The organism is Streptomyces sp. NPDC005438, from assembly GCF_040606315.1.
Classification (GTDB): Bacteria; Actinomycetota; Actinomycetes; order Streptomycetales; family Streptomycetaceae; genus Streptomyces.
In genome coordinates this window covers 153,755-176,006 of the sequence record NZ_JBEXEP010000005.1, presented here as the reverse complement: position 1 = coordinate 176,006, position 22,252 = coordinate 153,755, and the positions used below count along the sequence as shown (strand labels likewise).

The following is a 22,252-nucleotide window of genomic DNA, read 5'->3' as shown; positions in this document are numbered from 1 at the left end:
ACGGCCCCAACGGCCCCAACGGCCCCGCGTCCGGGCGGCCTTGGTGGGCGCGGGGCGGGATCGGTCAGGAGCTGGTGTCCTCGCCGCCGGGCGCCCGCTGGCAGCCCTTCTGCTTGCCCATGGCCTCGCCCACCTCGCCGGACTGCAACTTGCTCAGCGACTTGTCGCCGCTCTTGCCCAGCTTCTCCAGCTCGCTGGCGATGCCCTTGAGCCCCTCGGCGAACTTGCCCTGGTCCTTGGTCTCCAGCTTGTCGACGCGCTTCTTGAGGTCGCCGTACTGGGTGGAGAGGGCGTTGAGTTCCTTGACGGCGTCCTTCTGGAGCTTCTCCCCGTCGTCGACGGGCGGGGCGCCCGCGTTGTCGACCGCCTTGGAGAGCGAGCCGTAGGCGTCGCTGATGTCCGAGAACGCCTTGGAGTCGGTCTCCTTGACGTCCTTGGAGGAGGTGTCCCCCTTGGAGGCCTGGTCGATGGAGTCGTTGGCGTCCTCGATCTTCTTCACCTGGGGCTGGACCCGGTCGCAGACCTTCTTCGACCAGGACTCCAGTTCCTTGTTGCCGTCGTCTCCACAGCCGGTCAGTGCGAGTGCCAGAACCGCACCACCTGCCAGTGCCGTCGCGAGCTTGTTGTTCACCGGTTCGGTCCCCTTCCATGGCCGCTCGGCCCGGAACTTACCTGCCGCGCGGGTGTCGGCGGCGGGTCGGGCGAACCATCTGTTCCTGATTGCAGCCATTCGCACCATAGATCGCCCGGTACGGAATTCCGGGTTCCGAAGCGGTGGGCGGGCGGACGGGACGTCAACACGCCCCGTCCGCCCGCCCGTTGAGCTGCGAACCCTTCGCCGGAGGTGGCCTCAGGTGGCCGTCACCGGATTCGTCGGCTGCGTCTCGCTCTGGCCCCTGTTGCCTTCCTCACCGTCGTCCTCCCCGCCCACGGTGATCCCGCGTCGTTTGGAGATCACCACCGCGCCGACGACGACGGCCAGGGCCAGGACGGCGATCAGGACCCGCATCCCGACGCTGGCCTGGTCGCCGTAGCTGAACTTCACCACCGCGGGGGCGATCAGCAGGGCCACCAGATTCATGACCTTCAGCAGCGGGTTGATCGCCGGGCCGGCGGTGTCCTTGAAGGGGTCGCCCACGGTGTCGCCGATGACCGTGGCCTCGTGCGCCTCGCTGCCCTTGCCTCCGTGGTGGCCGTCCTCCACCAGCTTCTTGGCGTTGTCCCAGGCGCCCCCGGAGTTGGCGAGGAACACCGCCATCAGGGTGCCGGCCCCGATGGCTCCGGCGAGGAACGAGCCCAGCGCGCCGACCCCCATGGTGAAGCCCACCGCGATCGGGGCCATCACCGCCAGCAGGCCCGGTGTGGCCAGCTCCCGCAGCGCGTCCTTGGTGCAGATGTCCACCACCCGCCCGTACTCCGGGGTCTCGGTGTTGTCCATGATCCCGGGCTTCTCCCGGAACTGTCGCCGCACCTCGAAGACGACCGCACCGGCCGAGCGGGACACCGCGTTGATGGCCAGCCCCGAGAACAGGAACACCACGGCCGCGCCCAGCATCAGGCCCACCAGGTTGTTGGGCTGGGAGATGTCCAGGCTCAGCCCCATGGCGCCGGCGTTGGCCTCCACCTCGTCCACCGCCTTGGCGATGGCGTCGCGGTACGAGCCGAAGAGGGCCGCCGCCGCCAGTACGGCCGTGGCGATCGCGATGCCCTTGGTGATGGCCTTGGTGGTGTTGCCCACCGCGTCCAGGTCGGTGAGCACCTGGGCGCCCTCGCCCCGTACGTCCCCGGACATCTCGGCGATGCCCTGGGCGTTGTCGGACACCGGCCCGAAGGTGTCCATGGCGACGATCACCCCGACCGTGGTCAGCAGACCGGTACCGGCCAGGGCCACCGCGAAGAGGGCCAGCATGATCGAGCTGCCGCCCAGCAGGAAGGCGCCGTAGACGCCCAGGCCGATCAGCAACGCGGTGTAGACGGCGGACTCCAGACCGAGGGATACCCCGGACAGCACCACGGTGGCCGGGCCGGTCAGCGAGGTCTTGCCCACGTCGCGTACCGGCTTGCGGTTGGTCTCCGTGAAGTAGCCGGTCAGCTGCTGGATCAGGGCCGCCAGCACGATGCCGATGGCCACCGCGACCAGGGCGAACACCCGTGGGTCGCCGCTGTGGGCGGCCAGGTCCTCGTCGCCGATGCCCTTCAGGTCGCCGAAGCTGGAGGGCAGGTAGGCGAAGGCGGCGACGGCGACCAGCACCAGGGAGACCACCGCCGAGATGAAGAACCCCCGGTTGATGGCGGACATCCCGCTGCGGTCACTGCGCCGGGGCGCCACCGCGAACACCCCGATCATCGCGGTGATCACGCCGATGGCCGGGACCATCAGCGGGAAGGCCAGACCGGCGTCGCCGAAGGCGACCGTGCCCAGGATCAGCGCGGCGACCAGGGTGACCGCGTAGGACTCGAACAGGTCGGCCGCCATCCCGGCGCAGTCCCCCACGTTGTCGCCGACGTTGTCCGCGATGGTGGCCGCGTTACGGGGGTCGTCCTCGGGGATGCCCTGCTCCACCTTGCCGACCAGGTCGGCGCCGACGTCGGCGGCCTTGGTGAAGATGCCGCCGCCGACCCTCATGAACATGGCGATCAGCGCGGCCCCGAGTCCGAAGCCCTCCAGCACCTTGGGCGCGTCCGCCGCGTAGACCAGCACCACGCAGGCCGCTCCCAGCAGGCCCAGGCCCACGGTGAACATCCCGACCACCCCACCGGTACGGAACGCGATCTTCATCGCCCGATGGGAGACGTCCGTCAGGTCCTTGGCGGGTTCGCCCTCCGCCGAGGCCGCCTCACGGGCCGCCGCGGCCACTCGAACATTGCTGCGTACCGCCAACCACATTCCGATATACCCGGTGGCCGCCGAGAATGCCGCACCCACCAGGAAGAACAGCGAACGTCCAATCCGCTGTTTCATGTCGTCCGCGGGCAGCAGCATCAGGAGGAAGAACACCACGCCGGCGAATACGCCGAGCGTCCTCAACTGCCGTGCCAGATAGGCGTTCGCGCCCTCCTGGACGGCGGCGGCGATCTTCTTCATGCTCTCGGTTCCCTCACCGGCCTCGAGAACCTGTCGCAGCAGCACCACGGCCACCGCCAGAGCGGCCAGGGCAACGACCGCGACCACCAGGACGATGCCCCGGTTGCCGCTGGTGAGCGTGGCGTCAGCGAGATACTGCTGATGATGGAGTGGGGAGAGTTGCCCCGCCATTCGTCCTCCTTGACGTTTGGCACGTGGGCGCGCGCAAGCACGCGCTCAGGCGTCCTGCTGCAAAAGGTGTGGACGGATTGTAGGTTTCGCCGACAGATCAAAATAAGGCGCCGTCACCATAATTCCCCCGCAGCACCGAAGATCGGAAGGACGGGGGCGAAGGAAAATCCCCCGGAAGGAGGACGAGGTCAATTCCGCTGACGGCGGGAAAACACCCTTACCGCTCTTCACCAAGATCTGAAATTCCAGGTTCCGCTCCTGGTCACGGCATTGTTCACCCCCAGGTCCCCGCCAAACCCCCACCCACCGCCGGCCGTCTCAGCCGTACGAGGGACCTCGCGCCCCCCGCCAGCCACCGGGGCCGGCCGGGGGCACCGGACCGACCGGCAGCGCCCCGGAAAGCCCCGAGGCGACCCCTGGAGGCCCGGCCCAGGCGGGGCAACGGCCAGGGCGGGTGGGGCAGTTGAGGAAGCGATGGGGCCGGTGTTCAGCCGTCAGAAGGGGCGCACCCACGGGCTGGCACCCGGAAGGGGGCGGGCATCGAGCGCTGACCGATGTGTGGTCGCGCCCGCACGAGATCGAGGCTCTCGGCGTACGGAAGCAGCCCGCCGCACCCGTGGGACGGGGATCAGCGCCGTGGCCCGGTCAGGAGGGGCGGCGCGGTGAACGCACCGGGGGGCTCAGGGAACCAGCGGCTCGGGAAGGGTCGGCCAGGTCATACGGATCAGACCACCCGCCTCGTCGGCGGTGACCTCCACGTCGTCGACCAGGCCGCTGATCACGGCCAGCCCCATCTCCCCGTCGGCGCCCTCGTCACCCGCGGGCTCGGGGATCTCGTCTCGGGCGCCGGGCACCAGGCCCGCGTTCCGCCCGGGAGCCTCGTCCCCCACCTCGATGGAGAAGGACTTCTCCTCCTCGATCAGGGCCACCCGCACCGGGCTGTCGACCCCGTTGCTCATATGGAGTCCCACCGCGCGGGTGCAGGCCTCACCCACCGCGAGCCTCACCTCGTCCAACGCAGCCTCGTCCACTCCGGCGCGGCGGGCCATCGCCGCCGCCACCAGGCGGGCCGTCCTCACATGCTCCGGTAGGGCGCTGAAACGGAGCTCGACGGTGGCCATGCCATCCCCCTTGTCAGGACTGGACTTGCTCAGCCGGGCGGAGCCGCCATCGGGCCTGTCTCCACCGGGGCTTCTCAGCTGGGGATACCCCGATCATGTTGGGGAACACCCCAGGGCCGGGACTGTCCGGCGACGTGGATGCGGTTCGTCGAAGTACCTCGGGTGCGCGCCGAGGCAGGCGCGGGCCTGGTTCGGCGCACACGGTTGATCGGCCTTGACCACCTGACCGTGCCAGGTAGTCAGGGCCGATCCCCGCTTCGTTCAGTCCGTCGCGGCGACAGCCGCGTCGACGGAGTCGTGAATCGGGAACACCTTGGTCAGGCCGGTGATACGGAAGATCTTGAGAATGCGCTCCTGGTTGCACACCAGGCGCAGCGAACCCTCGTGGGCTCGTACCCTCTTGAGTCCGCCGACGAGCACACCCAGACCGGTGGAGTCCAGGAAGTCGACGCCTTCCATGTCCACGACGAGGTGGTAGCTGCCGTCGTTCACAAGCTCGACCAGCTGCTCCCGCAGCTTGGGCGCGGTGTATACATCAATCTCGCCACCGACCTCGACGATCGTGCGATCGCCTACGGTACGAGTCGACAGGGACAGGTCCACGGATCCTCCAGCACCTTGCTATCGAGCGGTCCGCCCCCCTCTGGGGCCTCCCCCACGAACGTAGGGGACGGTCTCCTACCAGCAGAGCAGACAGGCTATTCCTTCCTAGTGGGGTTCGATCTTCCCCCAGCGAGGTTGGAGCCTGCCACCCGCGGTAGGGACGGATCGGCAGCCGCAGTGGCATTCAATCACTTACCAGTGTGCGTGCACGACGGCTTCGGCCCATTCTCCGTCACGCCAGTGACACACTCGGTGCCGATGGCGAGGAAAGAGTACGAACCCTCCAAGGGGCCTGACCCGACTCCCCGGTCGGTTCTGGAACGACTGGTCACGGGGACGGATCGCGCTGCGCGCATCACTCATACGGAGCATGTGCCCCCTCGGCGGGGCCGCAATGCGAACTGGCCGGACGAGATCCGGCCAGAAGTGATCGAGGCGATCCGAGCCGGTGGGATCGACCGGCCGTGGGAGCACCAGACCCGCATGGCCGAACTGGCCCTGCGCGGGGAGTCGACCGTGGTGGCGACCGGGACCGCTTCGGGCAAGTCCCTCGCCTACCTCGCGCCGACCCTCAGCGCGTTGCTGGACGGAGCGGAGCGTCCCGGGGGCCGGGGGGCGACGGCCCTGTACCTGGCGCCCACCAAGGCCTTGGCCGCCGACCAACTCCGGGCCACCAAGGCCCTGGCCAAGCCGTTGGGCGACGCGGTCCGGCCGGCGGTCTACGACGGTGACACCCCGGTCGAGGAACGGGAGTGGGTACGCGCCTACGCCAACCACGTCCTCACCAACCCCGACATGCTCCACCGCGCGATACTCCCCTCCCACCCGCGCTGGGCCTCCTTCCTGCGGGCGCTGCGCTTCGTGGTCGTCGACGAGTGCCACAGCTACCGGGGCGTCTTCGGCTCCCACGTGGCGCAGGTGCTGCGTCGGCTGCGGCGGTTGTGCGCACGTTACGGCTCCCACCCGACGTTCCTCCTGGCCTCCGCCACGGTGGCCGAGCCCGGTGCCTCGGCCGAGCGTCTGACCGGGCTGCCGGTGCGGGAGATCACCGAGGATGCCTCTCCGCGTGGGGAGTTGGTCTTCGCCCTCTGGGAACCTCCGCTGACCGAGATGGAGGGTGAGCAGGGCGCTCCGGTGCGTCGTACGGCCACCGCCGAGGCCGCCGACCTGCTCACCGACCTGGTGCTGCACCAGGTTCGTACGGTGGCCTTCGTACGGTCCCGACGTGGCGCCGAACTGGTGTCGCTGATCGCCCAGGACCGGCTGGCCGCCGTGGACCGGGGCCTGTCCGGCCGGGTCGCCGCCTATCGCGGCGGCTACCTGCCGGAGGAACGGCGGGCCCTCGAACGTGCCCTGCACTCCGGGGAGTTGCTGGGGCTGTCGGCCACCAACGCCCTGGAGCTGGGCATGGACGTGGCCGGGTTGGAGGCGGTGCTGATCACCGGGTATCCCGGTACCCGGGCCTCCATCTGGCAGCAGGCCGGCCGGGCCGGGCGTCAGGGGCAGCAGGCACTGGCGGTGCTGGTCGCCCGGGACGATCCGCTGGACACCTATCTGGTCCACCACCCCGAGGCGATCTTCTCCCGCCCGGTGGAGAGCACGGTGCTGGACCCGGACAACCCCTATGTGCTCGCGCCCCACCTGTGTGCGGCGGCCTCCGAGATCCCGCTGTCCGAGGAGGACCTGTCGTTGTTCGGGCGCACCGCCTCCGAGCTGATGCCCCAGTTGGAGCGACGGAGGTTGCTGCGTCGTCGCGGTGCCAACTGGTACTGGACCAGCCGGCAACGGGCCGTCGACCTCACCGACATCAGAGGTGGCGAGGGCGGGCAGATACAGGTCGTCGAGGAGGGCACCGGACGGCTGCTGGGCACGGTGGACGCCGAGTCCGCGCACCGCAGCGTCCACCAGGGCGCCGTACACCTGCACCAGGGCCGCACCTATGTGGTCAGCGAACTGGACCTGGAGGACTCCGCCGCGCTGGTACGTCAGGAGAGCCCGCCGTGGACCACCATGGCCCGCGAGACGACGGCCGTCAGCATCCTGGAGACCGACACCACGGTGCCCTGGGGCGAGGCCCAACTGTGCTTCGGTTCGGTCGAGGTCACCCACCAGGTGGTCTCCTATCTACGGCGCAGACTGGTCAGCGGTGAGGTGTTGGGCGAGACCAAGCTGGACCTCCCTCCAAGGTCCCTGCGGACCCGGGCGGTCTGGTGGACGGTCAGCGAGGACCAGTTGGAGGAGGCGGGGATCGACCACCGCACCCTGCCCGGAGCCCTGCACGCCGCCGAGCACGCCTCCATCGGCATCCTGCCGCTGTACGCCACCTGCGACCGCTGGGACATCGGCGGAGTCTCGGTGCCCCTGCACGGGGACACCCTGCTGCCGACCGTGTTCGTGTACGACGGGCACCCCGGTGGCGCCGGCTTCGCCGAACGCGCCTTCCACTCGGCCCGGGCCTGGCTCGACGCGACCCGCGAGGCCATCGCCTCCTGTGAATGTGACAGCGGCTGTCCTTCCTGTGTGCAGTCCCCCAAGTGCGGCAACGGCAACGAACCGCTCCACAAGCGGGGTGCCCTTCGCCTTCTGGGGCACCTGTTGCGGGGAGCGCCCCGGTAAGGCCCCGGGGGACCCACGAGCAGGGGCGACCGAGGCCAACGGTTCGGTCATGGGGGTGGGGTGGCCGGTGAGCACCTGGAGTGTCCGAGCGCCGTGTCCCTTCGCCTGTGGGTGACTGGTCCTGGACGGGCAGGGGCGACCGGGGGCAGGGCGTCTCCGTGGTCACCGTGTTCCGTCCGGTACCTCGCACCCCGCACCCGGGGGCGAGTGGTCGTACCGGGCGCGGCAACACCGGGGTGGGCGGCCCCCGTTCGGGACCGCAGGGGCTCCCCGGTGCTGCGGAGCCCGGGATCGTGCCGGGCCGGGTGGTCACCGCTGCCCCGGTGGGGGTTCAGGAGGTGGTGCCGGGACGGCGGCCTCGGGCGGGCCGGCCCGGGAGCGCACCCGCACCGTGCGGGGACCGGCCCGTACCGTCGTGGTGAGGTCGGCGACCATGCCCCGCACCACACAGGTGGTGAGCCTCGCGTCATTACGGCGGGCCACCCGGTCGGCGAGCCGACAGGACCTGCCCGGCCCCTCCCAGGCCCGTTCGGCTGCGGCCAGGGCGGCGAGGTCGGCCGCGACGGCCGCCCGGTGGCGGGCCACCCACAGTTGGCTCAGCTCCACCACCAACGCGAACACCAGACACAGCGCGACCGACACCACGGCGGCCCAGACCGTGATCGCTCCCCGGTCCCGTGCGGGGCCGCGAGCCGACCTGGTTGGTCCGACACCCGCCGCACCCGGGGAACGAGTACGTCGCCCTTCCGAACTCCGGTACGTGGCCTCCCCGTTGCCCGTCACCGCGCCGCCCCTTCCTCGTGGGCCACGGCCTCCGCACGCAACCTCAGAGGCAGGGGCCCCGGAACCGTGGCGGTGACCTGGACCCGTACGAACGTCCCCTCGGACGACTGGCGCACCCCCGCCTTCCGGGGAGCGACCTTCCGTACCGTCGACACCACGGCCGACGGCGACTCGCCCCGCGCGGCGGCACGTGCCCCGGCACCGGCGGCGTCCACACAGCGCAGTTGGGAGGTCATCGCCGCGATCCCCCACAGCAGCGACAGGGCCAGCCCCACCAGGACGGTGGAACAGACGGCTGTCTCGGCGGTGACCATGCCCCGGTCCCCCTGGATGCGAGGGGTGGCGTCAGAAGGAGCCATGGAGCGCTCGCATCAGCATGGAGCGCAACGCCGAACTCACCGCGTCGCTCTTCACCATCACGGCCAGTACGCCGGCGAAGGCCACGGCGGTGAGCGTGCCCACCGCGTACTCGGAGGTGACCATTCCTCGGTCTCCCGGCCGTCGCCACTGCTTCCTCAGGTTGCGCATGTCGGGGTCGTCCTGCCTCTCGTGTGGTGGTGGTTTTCTGGTCGTTCGGGGTCCAGCTGCCGGGGGCTCGGGACTTCGGGCGGGGCCGGCCGGTGTGCCGTGCCCGAGGGAGCGGGGCGTGGTGAAGTCGGTGGGCCTTCACAGGACCTGCCCCAGCAGGGCGATGACGCCGGGCGCGATGCCCAGGACGAGGAAGGCCGGCAGGAAGCAGACGCCCAGGGGCACCGTGATCCGTACCGCCGCCCTGCGTGCCCGAGCGGTGGCCTCCCGCGTCTGACGTGCCCGGCTCTCCCTGGCCAACCGGGCCAGGGGCTCGGCGCCGGGGCTGCCGGAGTGCTGGCAACGTTCCAGGCACTGGGCCAGCTCCCGTGTCACCGGTGACGCGCCCAACCGGCGCCAGACCACACCGGGTTCACCGCCCAGGCGCAGCTCTCCGGCCGCCCTTCGCAGCCGGTCCGCCAACGGGCCGTCCAGGGACCTGCCCACCGCGTCCGCCGCCCGGACCGGCCCGAAGCCAGCGGCCATGCAGGCGGCCAGCAACTCGACCACCAGAGGCAGCTGTCGGGCGGCCCGCCGTTCCTCGGGAGTCGGCGTACGACTGAGGTGCTCCCTGTGGCGGGCCCGCGACCACCGCCAGGTCACCCAGCCCAGGGGCACCCCGCACAGCGCACCGACCAGGGGCTCCAGCCACAGCAGCGGAAGGATGCCCGTACCGAGGGCCATCAGGCCGTGGCGTACCCCGTCCGGCCCCGGGGACCGTCGGTCCGCTGGGCGATCCCGGGCCGACGAGGTGTCAGGGGCTGGGGTCACCGGCCGTTCTCCGGCGGATCGGCGCAGTTGTCGAAGTCGCCGCAGCGGTACGCGAGTCGGGGTGAGCACACGGGGGCCGGTCAGCAGACAGCAGAGGGAAACCGCCGTCCACAGGCTGAGGACAAGCATCGCTTCAGCCCCCGCCCTGTTCGGCGTCCCGGATGATGCGACCGGCCCAGGCCAGCCCCAGGCACTCCAGTAGTCCGCCCAGCAGGAGGCAGCCGAGCCCGAGCGGTGTGTGCAGCAGCGCGCCCAGGGGGTCCCAGCCGCACAGGACACCCCAGCCGATGGCGGCCACCGGGAGGGCGGCCAGAGTGCGGATGGTGGACCTCGGGCCCTCCAACTGGGCCCGCAGGTCCAGGTGTTGGTCCCGTTCGGCGCGCAGCGCCTCGGCCAGCCGGTCAAGGGTGTCGGCCAGTCCCCCGCCCCCGTGCACCGCGACCTGCCAGCAGGCGGCGACGCCGCGGAGTCCCTCAGCGCCGGGTTCCTGGGCCGCCTCCCGCAGGGCGCGGACCAGGTCGCCGCCGTATCCGGCCGCGGCCCGCAGCAGGGTCCCGCCGTCGCCCAGGCCGCTGGTGTCGACCCGGAGTACCGCCGCCTGGGGTGGCTGCCCCGAGCGGAGTTCACCCGCGAGCGCGGAGCACAGGGCGATGACCTCGTCCCGCCCCCGGTCCTCGGCGAACCTGGTACGCCTCCGACGCAGCACCCGCCCCACGAGGGGGACGGCGAGAGCCCCGAACAGCAGGGGCAGAGGGGATCGGGTCATCAGAGCGACCAGGGCCCCGACCGCCAGCGTCCACCACTGGGGTCCGACCTTCCTTCGGAGGCCCGTCTTTCGCCAGGCCCGTGCCAGACGTAGCCGAACGGTGGCCGAGGCGGACGGGGAGCCCTCGCCGGCCAACAGGAGCCGGGCTCGCTGACCGCCTCCGGCTCTCCCTCGTGGCAGCACGGGGCCTCCGGCGAGCGTGCCGGTGCGCGAGGAGCTTGTGGTCCATGGCGTCACAGCCGCACCCCCCGTTGGGCGCAGAGGCGTTCCAACTGGGGCCAGCCGACCTCCGGGACGAATCCGTCGCAGCCCCAGGAGACGGCGGGAGTGGTGTGGACGAGCCCCTCCGCGTCCCGTTCCAGGACGTGTACCTGGGCGATGCGCCGCGTGCCCGACCGGTCCCGCTCCAGGTGGATCAACAGGTCGAGGCTGGCGGCCACCTGGCTGTGCACGGCGGCCCGGTCGAGACCGGCGGTGACCCCCAGGGCCTCCAGACGGGCCGGCACGTCACCGGCGGTGTTGGCGTGCACGGTGCCGCAACCGGCATGACCGGTGTTGAGGGCGGCCAGCAGATCCGTGACCTCGGCTCCGCGCACCTCGCCGACGACCAGCCGGTCGGGGCGCATCCGCAGGGCCTGGCGCACCAGGTCGCGCAGGAGGACCAGTCCGGCACCCTCCTGGTTGGCGGGCCTGGTTTCGAGGCGCACCACGTGGGGGTGGTCCGGGCGGAGTTCGGCGCAGTCCTCGGCCAGCACCAGGCGCTCACGGTGCCCCGCGAGGCCCAGCAGGGTGCTGAGCAGGGTGGTCTTGCCGGACCCCGTACCCCCGGAGACCAGGAAGGACAGCCGCGAGTCCATCACGGCCCGCAGCAGACGGTCACCGCTCGGGGGCAGGGTGCCCATCCGGGTCAACTCGGCCAGCCCGTACGCCACTTGCCGCATCACGCGCAGGGACACACAGGTGCCCTCGGAGGCGACGGGCGGCAGTACGGCGTGCATACGGGTGCCGTCGGGCAACCGGGCGTCCGCCCAGGGGTGGGCGTCGTCCAGGCGGCGCCCAGCGGAGATGGCCAGGCGCTGCGCGAGTTGCCGCACGGCCGTCTCGGAGGGGAAGCCCACTCCGGCGCGCTCCAGGCCGCGTCCCCGGTCGACCCACACCCGCTGGGGCCCCTCGACCAGCACGTCCGTCACCTCGGGGTCGGACAGCAGGGGTTCCAGGGGGCCGGCGCCCACCATCTGGGCGCGCAGGGCCTCGACGACGGCGAGCACGGCACCGTCCCCGAGCAGCCTGCCCTGGGTGCGCAGGGCCGCGGCCACCTGTGCGGGGGTGGGCTCCACTCCCCACTCGGTGAGCCGGAGTCGTACCTCGTCCAGCAGTTCCTCGCTCACTCCCGTGGAAGTGGCGTACGGCGGGCGGGAGTTCACGCGGCGGCCCCTCCCTCGGTGCGCGTCGGGGACGCCCTGGACCAGAACTCCTCGCAGAAGCCGGCCAGTGGCCCCCGCGTCCGGGAACCGGGTGGACGTCCACGGTTGATGTGGTCCAACAGCCCGTCCTCATAGGGGAGTTCGCCGGCCAGGGGGAGGCGCAGCAGTTGGGTGATCTCCTCGGTGGACAGTCCCCGGTGGCCGGGGTCGTGGGCGGGGCAGATCACCAGCCGCAGGTCACGCAGCACCATGCGCACCCGTGCCGAGACCCGGTGGGCGGCGGCCACCGCGCGCAGTTCGGTGGGTACGGCGAGCAGGGCGAGGTCCAGCTGTGCGCACGCCTCCACCGCTCCCTCGTCCAACCCCCGGGGAAGGTCGACGACCACCACCTCGGCACGCCGTCGGGCGGCGGCCAGCACGGAGCGCATGGCGTCGGGAGGGATGGTGACCGTCTGCTCGCGGTCCCAACTGAGCAGTCGCAGTTCGCGGTGCCGGGGCAGGGCCTCCTCAAGGTCGTCCCCGCTGACCCGGCCACGTGACTCGGCGAACGCCGGCCATCTCATTCCCTTGACCTGGTCGGCGCCGAGCATCACGTCCAGTCCCCCACCGAGGGGGTCGGCGTCGATCAGCATGGTGCGGTGCCCCAGGCGGGCGGCCGTCACGGCCAGGGCGCAGGCCAGGGTGGAGGCGCCGGCACCGCCCCGTCCGCCGAGTACGCCGACGGTCAGCGCCGCCTCGACGTGGCCTTCGGCCGCGTCGGCGATACGGCCGGCCAACCAGCTCTCGCCGTCCGGGAGCATCACCACGCCCTCGGCTCCGATACCGGCGCCTCGGGCCCACACACCGGGGTCGTCCTGGTCCCTGCCGACCAGGAGCAGCCCCGGTCGGCGTGGCAGACCGGTGAGGTGGGCCGCCCGGTCGTCGCCCACCAGCACCAGGGGGCTGCGGTCCCAGGACCGGGGCGCGGTGGTGCCCTCCCGGGTGCCGGGGCCGGGTTCCCGTCCGTTTCCGACCTCGGTGTCGGCGCCCACGGCCGCGCACAGCCGCAGGAGGTCGTCCAGGAGTCGCTCGTCCTCGGTGACGATCAGGATGGTCCCCGTCATGCTCTGAATCCCCATTCGTGGTGGCGCCAACTCGCTCCGACAGGGCCCCGTCAGGGCTCTGTGGAATCACCATGGAGGGAGCAGGGGAATTTCGATGATCATGGTCAGGATCTGTGGATAACCCTGGGATTGTGGATAACTTGTTCAGCCCCGGTGATGAGCGGTGGGAACGGGCTTTGACGAGGAGGGTCAACCGCTCCACCGAGAAGCCCGACAGTGACGGAGAGTGAGCGATCTTCGGGAGCGCGAGCCGCGCTCAACCGAAGATCGAGAAGAGGCTGGAGAGCGGTCCACACCGGCCGACAGCCCCTGGACATGCGACGACCCCCGCCGGGGGGGAGAGCGGGGGTCGTCTCCACGGTCGACTCGGGGGGGGAGGAGTCGAACCGGGATAGCACGGTCGCGAACGATCCGTGACTTCCATGGTGTACCCGACGGCCTTCTCAGGCAAACCCACGCGCCCGCCTTACGCCCGAATGGTTGCGCCTATGCTCAGTGCCGTGGAAAACCAGTCGTTGCCTCGCACCGCGGCCTTCTTTGACCTCGACAAGACGGTCATCGCAAAGTCGAGCACGCTCACCTTCAGCAAGTCCTTCTACCAGGGCGGGCTGATCAATCGTCGTGCCGTTCTCCGTACCGCCTACGCGCAGTTCGTGTTCCTCGCGGGCGGCGCCGACCACGAGCAGATGGAACGGATGCGGCAGTACCTGTCCGCCCTCTGCCGGGGCTGGAACGTCCAGCTGGTCCGGGAGATCGTCGCCGAGACCATCCATGAGCTGATCGACCCGATCATCTACGACGAGGCCGCCGCCCTGATCGAACAACACCACCTGGCCGGCCGTGACGTGGTGATCGTCAGCAGCTCCGGCTCCGAAGTCGTCGAGCCCATCGGGGAGTTGATCGGCGCCGACCGTGTGGTGGCCACCCGGATGGTGGTCGAGGACGGCCGCTACACCGGCGAGATCGACTACTACGCCTACGGCCCCACCAAGGCCGAGGCGATCACCGAACTCGCCGAGTCCGAGGGCTACGACCTCGAACGCTGCTACGCCTACAGCGACTCGATCACCGACCTGCCGATGCTGGAGGCGGTCGGGAACCCCCACGCCGTCAACCCCGACCGGGCGTTGCGCAAGGAGGCCACGGGTCGCGAGTGGCCCGTACTCGCCTTCTCCCGTCCGGTACCGGCCAAGCAGCGGTTGCCGCGCATCCCGATGCCCTCCCGCACGACGGTGGCGGCGGCGGCCGTGACCGCGGCGGCGATCACGGGAGGGCTGGTGTGGTACGTCAACCGGCAGCGTGCCAGGGCCAGTTGAGCCCTCGGGGCGCCCTTACCGGGGAAGCACGCCTCACGCGTCCCGGACGGGCGGGCAAAGGATCAATGCACACCGCTTTCGCATATGGGGATCCAGTAGTACAAAGGACTTAGCGGCCCGCGAGACCTGCAGCTATCCGAAAGGATCTGGTGTACGCACAACGGCCCCACGGACCGTACGCATGAATACCGGGAACCCACGCGCAGCCGACCCGCGATACGGGCCAGTCACACCAGGCGGGCAAAGTCCCCGACCTGATGGACACCACAGGAAGCACGCACTGGTACCCCGGTGGCCATGCCAGCGGCGACACCGCCTCGGTGGTGTCGCCGCATTTCGTGTTCCGGTGCCCGGCGGGTCACACGTCGCCGGACGCCCCGCCGCGTCTCCGCCGACGCTCCCGGCTCCCGCCGCTCAGGCGGCGCCCCGCTGAAGCGCCTCGCACACGGCCGTACTCTCCCGGGCGCCCAGTTCGACCGCCGCGCCGCAGTGGGCGATCCACCGGGCCATGCCCTCCGGGGTACCGGAGGCGTAGTTCTCCAGCGCGCGCACATAGGCGGCGCGGCCCTCCTCCGCGTGGCCGACCTCGGCCGGGCAGACGGCCTTGGGGTCCAGGCCACTGCCGATCAGGACGATCCGTTCGGCCGCCCGCGCCACCGGACCGTTGAGGGAGACGAAGGGGCGCAGGGCCATCAACTCGCCGTGCACCACGGCAGCCCGTACCAGCGCCGGAGCCGAGGAGTCACCGACGATCAGCTGGTTCAGCGCGTCCAGCCGGGCGGCCACCTCCGAGGCGCCCGGCAGGGGCAGTTCCACCAGGGGCTCGTCCACCAGTTCCCCGGTCTGCCGGGGTCGGCCGATCACGTCGTCGACCGGGGGCGTGTCGCCGGGGGCTCCGCCGCAGGCGACCAGGTGGAGCCGGGCCAGTACACGCAACGGCGACTGGGCCCAGATGTCCAGGAGTTGCCCCGCCTCCGCGGTCACCCGCAACGCCGCCCCGACGGTACGGCCCTCGCCCGCCGCGCTGAAGTCGCTACGGCGGCGCAGCTCCTCCAGCGCCCAGTCGGCGCCCTGGAGCGCGGCCGTTCCTCGGGCGGCGCGCAGCGCGGCCTCGGCGCTGACCTCACTGCTTCTCCGGCGCATCACCCGGTGGCCGTAGACACGGTCCACGGAGGTGCGGACCGAGGCGACGGAGTCAGCGACTCCGGGCAGTTCGCCGAGCGCGGCCAGGGGGTCGGTGGTCTGCGGTGCCATGGGATGACCCTACGCACGCTTCTCGGGCGAGGCCCCCCACGGACGAGTGGTCTTCTTCACGCGGGTTCACGCGGGTGTCCGTTCGGGGTCCGCTCAGGCATTAGCCTGTTGAACATGAAGATCGCTTTCGTGGGCAAAGGCGGCAGCGGCAAGACCACGCTGTCCTCGCTGTTCATCCGCCAACTCGCCACCCAGGGGCTCCCGGTGATCGCCGTGGACGCCGACATCAACCAGCACCTCGGAGTGGCCCTCGGACTGACGGACGAGGAGTCCGCCGACCTTCCGGCGATGGGTGAACGGCTCCCCCTGATCAAGGAGTACCTGCGCGGCGACAACCCGCGCATCCCCAGCGCGGACCAGATGATCAAGACCACTCCCCCGGGCAACGGCTCCCGGCTGCTGCGCGTGGTCGAGGACAACCCGGTCTACGACGCCTGCGCGCGCCCGGTGGAGCTGGAGGGCGGGCCCGTACGGCTGATGGTGACCGGCCCCTTCCAGGAGTCGGACCTCGGGGTGGCCTGCTACCACTCCAAGGTCGGCGCGGTGGAGCTGTGCCTGAACCACCTCGGTGACGGCCCCGGGGAGTACGTGGTGGTCGACATGACCGCCGGCAGCGACTCCTTCGCCTCCGGGATGTTCACCCGCTTCGACATGACCTTCCTGGTCGTCGAGCCCACCCGCAAGGGCGTCTCCGTCTACCGCCAGTACCGCGAGTACGCCCGGGACTTCGGCGTCGCGCTACGGGTGGTGGGCAACAAGGTGCAGGGCCAGGACGACCTGGACTACCTGCGCGAGGAGGTGGGCGAGGACCTCCTGGTGACCGTCGGCCACTCCGACTGGGTGCGCGCCATGGAGAAGGGCCGGCCGCGTCCCCTGGCGGACCTGGAGGCGGCCAACCTCCGGGCGCTGGAGACGGTGTTCCAGGCGGCCGAGGGCTCGTACCAGCTCCGCGACTGGGAGCGCTACACCCGTCAGATGGTCCACTTCCACCTGCGGAACGCCCGCAGTTGGGGCAGCGAACGCGTCGGGGTCGACCTGGCGAACCAGGTCGACCCCGACTTCGTCCTGCGGGAGCCGGACCCGAGGGTCACCACTCCCGCGTAGACATCAGGAGTCGCCGTCCTCCGTGGACGGCTTCGAGCCGGACGGTTGGCCCTCGCCACCGAACGAGGACCAGCCGCCGGTCGGGGCCTGACCCACGGGCAGCTTCCGCAGCTTGGCGAGCACCTTCGGGTCCTGCACGTCCAGCCAGTCGACCAACTGCCGGAAGGAGACGCAGCGGACCTCCTTCTTGGGGCAGGTGTTCTTCATGACCTCCTCGACGGCCTTCATGTAGACGCCGCCGTTCCAGCTCTCGAAGTGGTTGCCGATGATCATCGGGGCACGGTTGCCCTGGTAGGCGCGGTTGAAGCCCTGGAGCAGGCCGTCCCGCATCTCCCGCTGGTACTTCGGGTACTCCGAGCTGGGTCCGTTGGTGGTCTTGGACTGGTTGGCCAGGAAGTTGTAGTCCATGGAGAGGGTCTCGAACTTCCGGCCGGGCAGCGGCACCGCCTGGAGGGGTACGTCCCACAGGCCGCCCTCCTTGTCCGGCCACACCTGAGTGCCGTTGCCGCTGGAGTCGTAGCGGAAGCCCATCTCCTTGGCGGCGGGCAGCAGGTTGGCGCGCCCCTCCAGACAGGGGGTACGGCCGCCGATCAACTCCTTGTCGTAGTCGAAGGGCAGGGACTTCTCGCCCTTCCAGCCAGTGGTCGTCTTCCAGTTGGACACGAACCACTTGGCCTGCTTGATCTCGCTCTTCCAGTCCGCCGGCGTCCAGGAGTTGACACCGGTGGGCCCGCAGAAGTGCCCGTTGTAATGGGTGCCGATCTCGTGGCCCTCCCCCCAGGCTTCCCGGATCTGCTTCAGGGTCGCCTTGACGTTGACGTCCTTGAGGTAGCCGATATCGGAGGCACCGGGCTTGTGTCCCGGCGGTTTGTAGCGCTTTGCCTCGGATTCGGGCAGCAGGTAGATCCCGCTGAGGAAGAAGGTCTGGGTCGCCCCGTACTTCTTGCCCACCTCGCGGAAATGCGAGAACAGCTTCTTGGAGTCCTCGCCCGCGCCGTCCCAGGAGAAGACCACGAACTGGGGTGGTTTTTCACCGGGTTTGAGCTTCGCGGGCTTGGGCTGGTGCGGTTGGGCGCCGGTGTCCATCGTGGACCCGTCACCGATGGGGCGCGACTGCCGTCCCGGCTTGTCCTCGGGAGCGCTGGACTTCTCACGTCCCGGACGTTCGGCATCCGTGCCGGAGCATCCCGCGACTATGGCGGACACCGCCGTCATGATCACGATCCCCCCGGTCAACCTCCGATTGACCGCCATCGGCTCACCTCATCCTCGACCTGTGCGCATACGACGCTGTTCGCGCCTGCAGAGAAAGTTGCACTGCAAGGTTAGAGAGTGTTTGTACGACAAGCGGTTCCCATGACTTTTCACCCGGACGCCGGAACAGCGGTGACGGCAGCTCAGATCCGGCGCCCGGTTTTGCCGACGGATACCCTCGCTTTGTCAGAGCTTTGCCGTAGTCAATCCGTCACCGAATGCAGCCCTCCATGCGTATGGCGATATAACTCGCCCTTTTCGCAATGCAGTTGAACGCCAATACCGGCGGAACCCGCATCGCATTTCGACCAGCCCTGGCATTTGACGCGCCGGCGCCGCGAGGCCCAAACGGGCGCAAAAGCGACCCGGCCCATCCCGGAGTCGCCAGCCGACATCGAAGACCAACGGAACGAACCTCGCGAAAAGACCCCAACCCCCGCCAGACGTAAGGGTTTTCCGAGACCCCCACCCCAGAACGCGAGAGAGAACCGGGACTGACACGGCATAACCTGGCAATACGGACTGGCGACGGGTGGCGCGACCCGGTCGAGCCTGCCCACCCTCCACGGGCTGGTGGGCGCATGATCGAACCCGTGGACCGGCAAGCACGACCGGACCACCCGAGAGGTCTAAACCAATATTCTCGTGACCCTTGTCATAGCCCCCACGTGCTGATGAGCTAGGGCCAGGGACACATCGGACGCCCTGGGAAAGGGAGATGCCGTGAGCAACGAAAGCCTGGCCAACCTCCTCAAGGAAGAACGGAGGTTCGCCCCGCCCGCCGAACTGGCGGCGAACGCCAATGTGACAGCGGAGGCGTATGAACGGGCCAGCGCTGACCGCCTGAAGTTCTGGGCCGAGCAGGCCCGCCGCCTCAGCTGGGGCACCGAGCCGACCGAGACCCTGGACTGGTCGAACCCCCCGTTCGCCAAGTGGTTCCAGGACGGGAAGCTCAACGTCGCCTACAACTGCGTGGACCGCCACGTGGAAGCCGGCAACGGCGAGCGGGTGGCCATCCACTTCGAGGGCGAGCCGGGCGACACCCGTACCCTCACCTACGCCGAGCTACAGCGCGAGGTGTCCAAGGCCGCGCACGCGCTGACCGAGTTGGGAGTCGCCACCGGGGACCGGGTGGCGATCTACCTGCCGATGATCCCCGAAGCGGTCATCGCCATGCTGGCCTGCGCCCGGATCGGCGCCCCGCACTCGGTGGTCTTCGGCGGCTTCTCCGCCGACGCGCTGGCCACCCGTATCCAGGACGCCGACGCGCGGGTCGTCATCACCGCCGACGGCGGCTACCGCAAGGGCTCGGCCAGCGCGCTGAAGCCGGCCGTGGACGAGGCCCTGACCCGGCCGGGCACCGAGAACGTACGCAACGTGCTGGTGGTACGCCGTACCGGACAGGACACCGCGTGGACCGAGGGCCGGGACGTGTGGTGGCACGAGGTCGTCGACCGCCAGTCCGAGGAGCACACCCCGGAGAGCTTCCCGGCCGAGCACCCGCTGTTCATCCTCTACACCTCGGGAACGACCGGTAAGCCCAAGGGCATCCTGCACACCTCGGGCGGCTACCTGACCCAGGTCGCCTACACCCACCACGCGGTCTTCGACCTCAAGCCGGAGTCCGACGTCTTCTGGTGCACCGCCGACGTCGGCTGGGTGACCGGCCACTCGTACATCGTGTACGGCCCCCTCGCCAACGGGGCGACCGAGGTGCTCTACGAGGGCACCCCGGACTCCCCCCACAAGGGCCGCTGGTGGGAGGTCGTCGAGAAGTACGGCGTGACCATCCTCTACACCGCCCCCACCGCGATCCGGGCCTGCATGAAGTGGGGCGACGACATCCCCGCCCAGTTCAACCTCAGCTCCCTCCGGGTGCTGGGCTCGGTGGGCGAGCCGATCAACCCCGAGGCCTGGATCTGGTACCGGCACCACATCGGCGGCGACCGCACCCCGGTCGTCGACACCTGGTGGCAGACCGAGACCGGCGGCATCATGATCAGCCCCCTGCCCGGGGTCACCGAGGCCAAGCCGGGCTCGGCCCAGGTGCCCCTGCCCGGCATCGCCGCCACCGTGGTGGACGACGAGGCCCGCGAGGTGCCCGACGGAGCCGGCGGCTACCTGGTCCTCACCGAACCGTGGCCGTCGATGCTCCGCACCATCTGGGGCGACGACGAGCGGTACCTGGACACCTACTGGTCCCGGTTCGAGGACCGCTACTTCGCCGGTGACGGCGCCAAGAAGGACGAGGACGGCGACATCTGGCTGCTCGGCCGGGTGGACGACGTGATGCTGGTCTCCGGCCACAACATCTCGACCACCGAGGTGGAGTCCGCGCTGGTCGCCCACCCCAAGATCGCCGAGGCGGCCGTGGTGGGCGCCACCGACCCGCAGACCACCCAGGCCATCTGCGCCTTCGTGATCCTGCGGGGCGGAGCGGCCGAGGCACCCGAACTCGTCGAGGAACTGCGGGCCCACGTGGCCAAGCAGCTGGGACCGATCGCCAAGCCCAAGCGGATCCTGCCGGTGGCCGAGCTGCCCAAGACCCGTTCGGGCAAGATCATGCGACGGCTGCTGCGGGACGTGGCCGAGAACCGCGAGCTGGGTGACGTCACCACGCTCACCGACTCCACGGTGATGGAGCTGATCCAGACCAAGCTGCCCTCGGCGGCCAGCGAGGACTGACCCCGACCGGCACGGATGACGACGAGGGGGTACGGGCCCAGCCCGTACCCCCTCCGCCATGCGCGCCCGACGGCGGGGGACCGGACACCGGCGCCCACCCTCGCGGTGACCTCGAACGTCTGGTTAGGGTGAGGGGGACCGCCCTGGCGGTGGTCACACAGGTGTGCCGGGAAGTCTGGTCGGCGTCGGACCGCAGTCTGCCCGCACCCCGGAGGTCACCGTGCCCACCCCCACCCCGCCCCGCAAGGTCCTGGACCGGCTGCCCCTGGGGGAACGGAACCGGGTGACCGCGGCCCTGCGTACCGAGACCGTGGGCGGGACCGTGCTGCTGGTGGCGGCCGTGGTGGCCCTGGTGCTGGCCAACACCCCGCTGCGGGACGGGTACTTCGCGGTACGGGACCACGTACTCGGCCCGCACGCCCTCCACCTGGACCTGTCGGTGGCCACCTGGGCCAAGGACGGGCTGCTGACCCTCTTCTTCTTCGTCGCCGGCATCGAGCTGAAGCGCGAACTGGTCGTCGGGGAACTGCGCGACCCCCGCGCCGCCGCGCTGCCGGTGGTCGCCGCCCTGTGCGGGATGGCCGCACCCGCCCTGGTCTACGTGGGCGTCAACCTCGCCGGAGGTGGAGCCCTGGCCGGCTGGGCGGTACCCACCGCCACCGACATCGCCTTCGCCCTGGCCGTGCTGGCCGTACTGGGCTCCGCGCTCCCCCCGGCGCTGCGCGCCTTCCTGCTCACCCTCGCCGTGGTGGACGACCTGGGAGCCATCCTGGTCATCGCGGTGTTCTTCACCACCGGCCTCAACCTCTGGGCCCTGCTCGGCGCCGCGCTCGGACTGCTGCTGTTCTGGCTGGGCCCGCGCCTGGGCGTACGTGGCTGGTACGTCTACCTCCCCCTGGCCCTGGTGATCTGGGGGCTGACCCACGCCAGCGGCATCCACGCCACGGTCGCCGGGGTGGCGATGGGGCTGATGCTGCGCTCCCGCCCGCACGAGGGGGAGGACGAGTCCCCCGCCGACCGGATCGAGCACCTGGCCCGACCCCTGTCCACCGGGGTGGCGGTGCCGGTGTTCGCCCTGTTCGCGGCCGGGGTGGCGGTGGACGGCTCCGCCCTGCGCGAGGTGTTCACCCGGCCCGAGACCCTGGGAGTGGTGCTGGGCCTGCTGCTCGGCAAGGTCGTCGGCGTACTCGGCGGCTCCTGGCTGACCGCCCGGTTCACCAGGGCACAACTGGCTGAAGGCGTGTCCTGGTGGGACGTACTGGCCCTGTCCACCCTGGCCGGCATCGGGTTCACGGTCTCGCTGCTGATCGGTGAACTGGCCTTCCCCACCGACCCGGTGACCACCGAGGAGGTCAAGGCGGCGGTACTGGTCGGATCGGTGCTGGCCGCCCTCTGCGCCACGGTGCTGCTCCGGTTCCGCAACGCCCACTACCGGCAGATGGACGAACGGGAACGGCGGGACGAGGACGGCGACGGCGTACCGGACATCGACCAGCAGGACGATCCGGCCTTCCACCTGCGCATGGCCCGGCAACTGGAGGAGCGGGCGGCCCACCATCGACGGCTGGCTGAGGCCGCGTCACCACGCGAGGATCCTCCGGGTCCGGCATGATCGGTGCCCTGGCCGGT

General features: G+C 70.4%; 18 protein-coding genes. 5 read left to right on the top strand and 13 right to left on the bottom strand.

Annotation, left to right across the window (positions count from 1 at the left end; genetic code table 11):
* Positions 1-64 precede the first annotated feature (64 nt).
* From ABZT14_RS13075 to bldG, 4 genes are all read right to left on the bottom strand, one after another.
* Positions 65-631: a small secreted protein gene (locus ABZT14_RS13075; RefSeq protein ID WP_356300602.1), complete on the bottom strand. Its 567-nt coding sequence runs from the start codon at positions 629-631 to the stop codon at positions 65-67.
* A 219-nt stretch (positions 632-850) separates the two neighbouring features.
* Complete coding sequence (locus ABZT14_RS13070; protein ID WP_356300599.1) at positions 851-3,256, bottom strand: sodium-translocating pyrophosphatase; 2,406 nt, start codon at positions 3,254-3,256, stop codon at positions 851-853.
* Between the two features lie 680 nt (positions 3,257-3,936).
* Positions 3,937-4,377, bottom strand: coding sequence for an ATP-binding protein (locus ABZT14_RS13065; protein ID WP_356300596.1), 441 nt, complete (start codon positions 4,375-4,377; stop codon positions 3,937-3,939).
* A gap of 261 nt (positions 4,378-4,638) precedes the next feature.
* Positions 4,639-4,980, bottom strand: coding sequence for an anti-sigma factor antagonist BldG (bldG, locus tag ABZT14_RS13060; protein ID WP_356300593.1), 342 nt, complete (start codon positions 4,978-4,980; stop codon positions 4,639-4,641).
* 177 nt (positions 4,981-5,157) lie between these two features.
* On the opposite strand from bldG, the gene ABZT14_RS13055 reads away from it, so the two are divergent.
* Entirely contained in the window at positions 5,158-7,596 is a 2,439-nt protein-coding gene (locus ABZT14_RS13055) for a DEAD/DEAH box helicase (RefSeq protein WP_356300591.1), read from the top strand.
* Between the two features lie 309 nt (positions 7,597-7,905).
* Here the strand turns inward: ABZT14_RS13055 and ABZT14_RS13050 are convergent, their stop codons facing one another.
* From ABZT14_RS13050 to ssd, 7 genes are all read right to left on the bottom strand, one after another.
* Positions 7,906-8,259 (bottom strand): Rv3654c family TadE-like protein, encoded by a 354-nt coding sequence (locus tag ABZT14_RS13050; RefSeq protein ID WP_356301243.1) that lies wholly within the window; start codon positions 8,257-8,259, stop codon positions 7,906-7,908.
* A 116-nt stretch (positions 8,260-8,375) separates the two neighbouring features.
* On the bottom strand, positions 8,376-8,738 hold the full coding sequence (locus ABZT14_RS13045; protein ID WP_356300588.1) for a TadE family type IV pilus minor pilin: 363 nt from the start codon (positions 8,736-8,738) through the stop codon (positions 8,376-8,378).
* Entirely contained in the window at positions 8,725-8,862 is a 138-nt protein-coding gene (locus tag ABZT14_RS13040; protein ID WP_356300585.1) for a DUF4244 domain-containing protein, read from the bottom strand. The genes ABZT14_RS13045 and ABZT14_RS13040 overlap by 14 nt, the downstream gene beginning before the upstream one ends.
* A 183-nt stretch (positions 8,863-9,045) precedes the next feature.
* Positions 9,046-9,630: a type II secretion system F family protein gene (locus ABZT14_RS13035; RefSeq protein ID WP_356300583.1), complete on the bottom strand. Its 585-nt coding sequence runs from the start codon at positions 9,628-9,630 to the stop codon at positions 9,046-9,048.
* A 220-nt stretch (positions 9,631-9,850) separates the two neighbouring features.
* Positions 9,851-10,483 (bottom strand): type II secretion system F family protein, encoded by a 633-nt coding sequence (locus ABZT14_RS13030; protein WP_356300580.1) that lies wholly within the window; start codon positions 10,481-10,483, stop codon positions 9,851-9,853.
* 233 nt (positions 10,484-10,716) lie between these two features.
* Positions 10,717-11,907 carry a TadA family conjugal transfer-associated ATPase gene (locus ABZT14_RS13025; protein ID WP_356300577.1) on the bottom strand — a complete coding sequence of 397 codons (1,191 nt, stop codon included), beginning with the start codon at positions 11,905-11,907 and terminating at the stop codon, positions 10,717-10,719.
* Complete coding sequence (gene ssd / locus ABZT14_RS13020) at positions 11,904-13,010, bottom strand: septum site-determining protein Ssd (RefSeq protein WP_356300574.1); 1,107 nt, start codon at positions 13,008-13,010, stop codon at positions 11,904-11,906. Before ssd ends, ABZT14_RS13025 begins: the two co-directional genes overlap by 4 nt.
* Before the next feature lie 488 nt (positions 13,011-13,498).
* Between ssd and ABZT14_RS13015 the strand changes: the two genes are divergently transcribed.
* Positions 13,499-14,326, top strand: coding sequence for an HAD family hydrolase (locus ABZT14_RS13015; RefSeq protein ID WP_356300571.1), 828 nt, complete (start codon positions 13,499-13,501; stop codon positions 14,324-14,326).
* A gap of 414 nt (positions 14,327-14,740) precedes the next feature.
* Here the strand turns inward: ABZT14_RS13015 and ABZT14_RS13010 are convergent, their stop codons facing one another.
* Positions 14,741-15,580 carry an oxidoreductase gene (locus ABZT14_RS13010; protein WP_356300568.1) on the bottom strand — a complete coding sequence of 280 codons (840 nt, stop codon included), beginning with the start codon at positions 15,578-15,580 and terminating at the stop codon, positions 14,741-14,743.
* A 114-nt stretch (positions 15,581-15,694) separates the two neighbouring features.
* Here ABZT14_RS13010 and ABZT14_RS13005 point away from each other — a divergent pair, with 114 nt between their 5' ends.
* Positions 15,695-16,684 (top strand): ATP-binding protein, encoded by a 990-nt coding sequence (locus tag ABZT14_RS13005; RefSeq protein WP_356300565.1) that lies wholly within the window; start codon positions 15,695-15,697, stop codon positions 16,682-16,684.
* Between the two features lie 3 nt (positions 16,685-16,687).
* Here ABZT14_RS13005 and ABZT14_RS13000 read toward each other — a convergent pair whose 3' ends face one another.
* Entirely contained in the window at positions 16,688-17,938 is a 1,251-nt protein-coding gene (locus ABZT14_RS13000) for a hypothetical protein (protein WP_356300562.1), read from the bottom strand.
* A 723-nt stretch (positions 17,939-18,661) separates the two neighbouring features.
* On the opposite strand from ABZT14_RS13000, the gene acs reads away from it, so the two are divergent.
* Both acs and nhaA read left to right on the top strand, forming a co-directional pair.
* Positions 18,662-20,623: an acetate--CoA ligase gene (acs, locus tag ABZT14_RS12995; protein ID WP_356300559.1), complete on the top strand. Its 1,962-nt coding sequence runs from the start codon at positions 18,662-18,664 to the stop codon at positions 20,621-20,623.
* A gap of 220 nt (positions 20,624-20,843) precedes the next feature.
* Positions 20,844-22,235, top strand: a complete 1,392-nt coding sequence (gene nhaA / locus ABZT14_RS12990) for a Na+/H+ antiporter NhaA (protein WP_356300556.1) — start codon at positions 20,844-20,846, stop codon at positions 22,233-22,235.
* Positions 22,236-22,252: the final 17 nt, after the last annotated feature.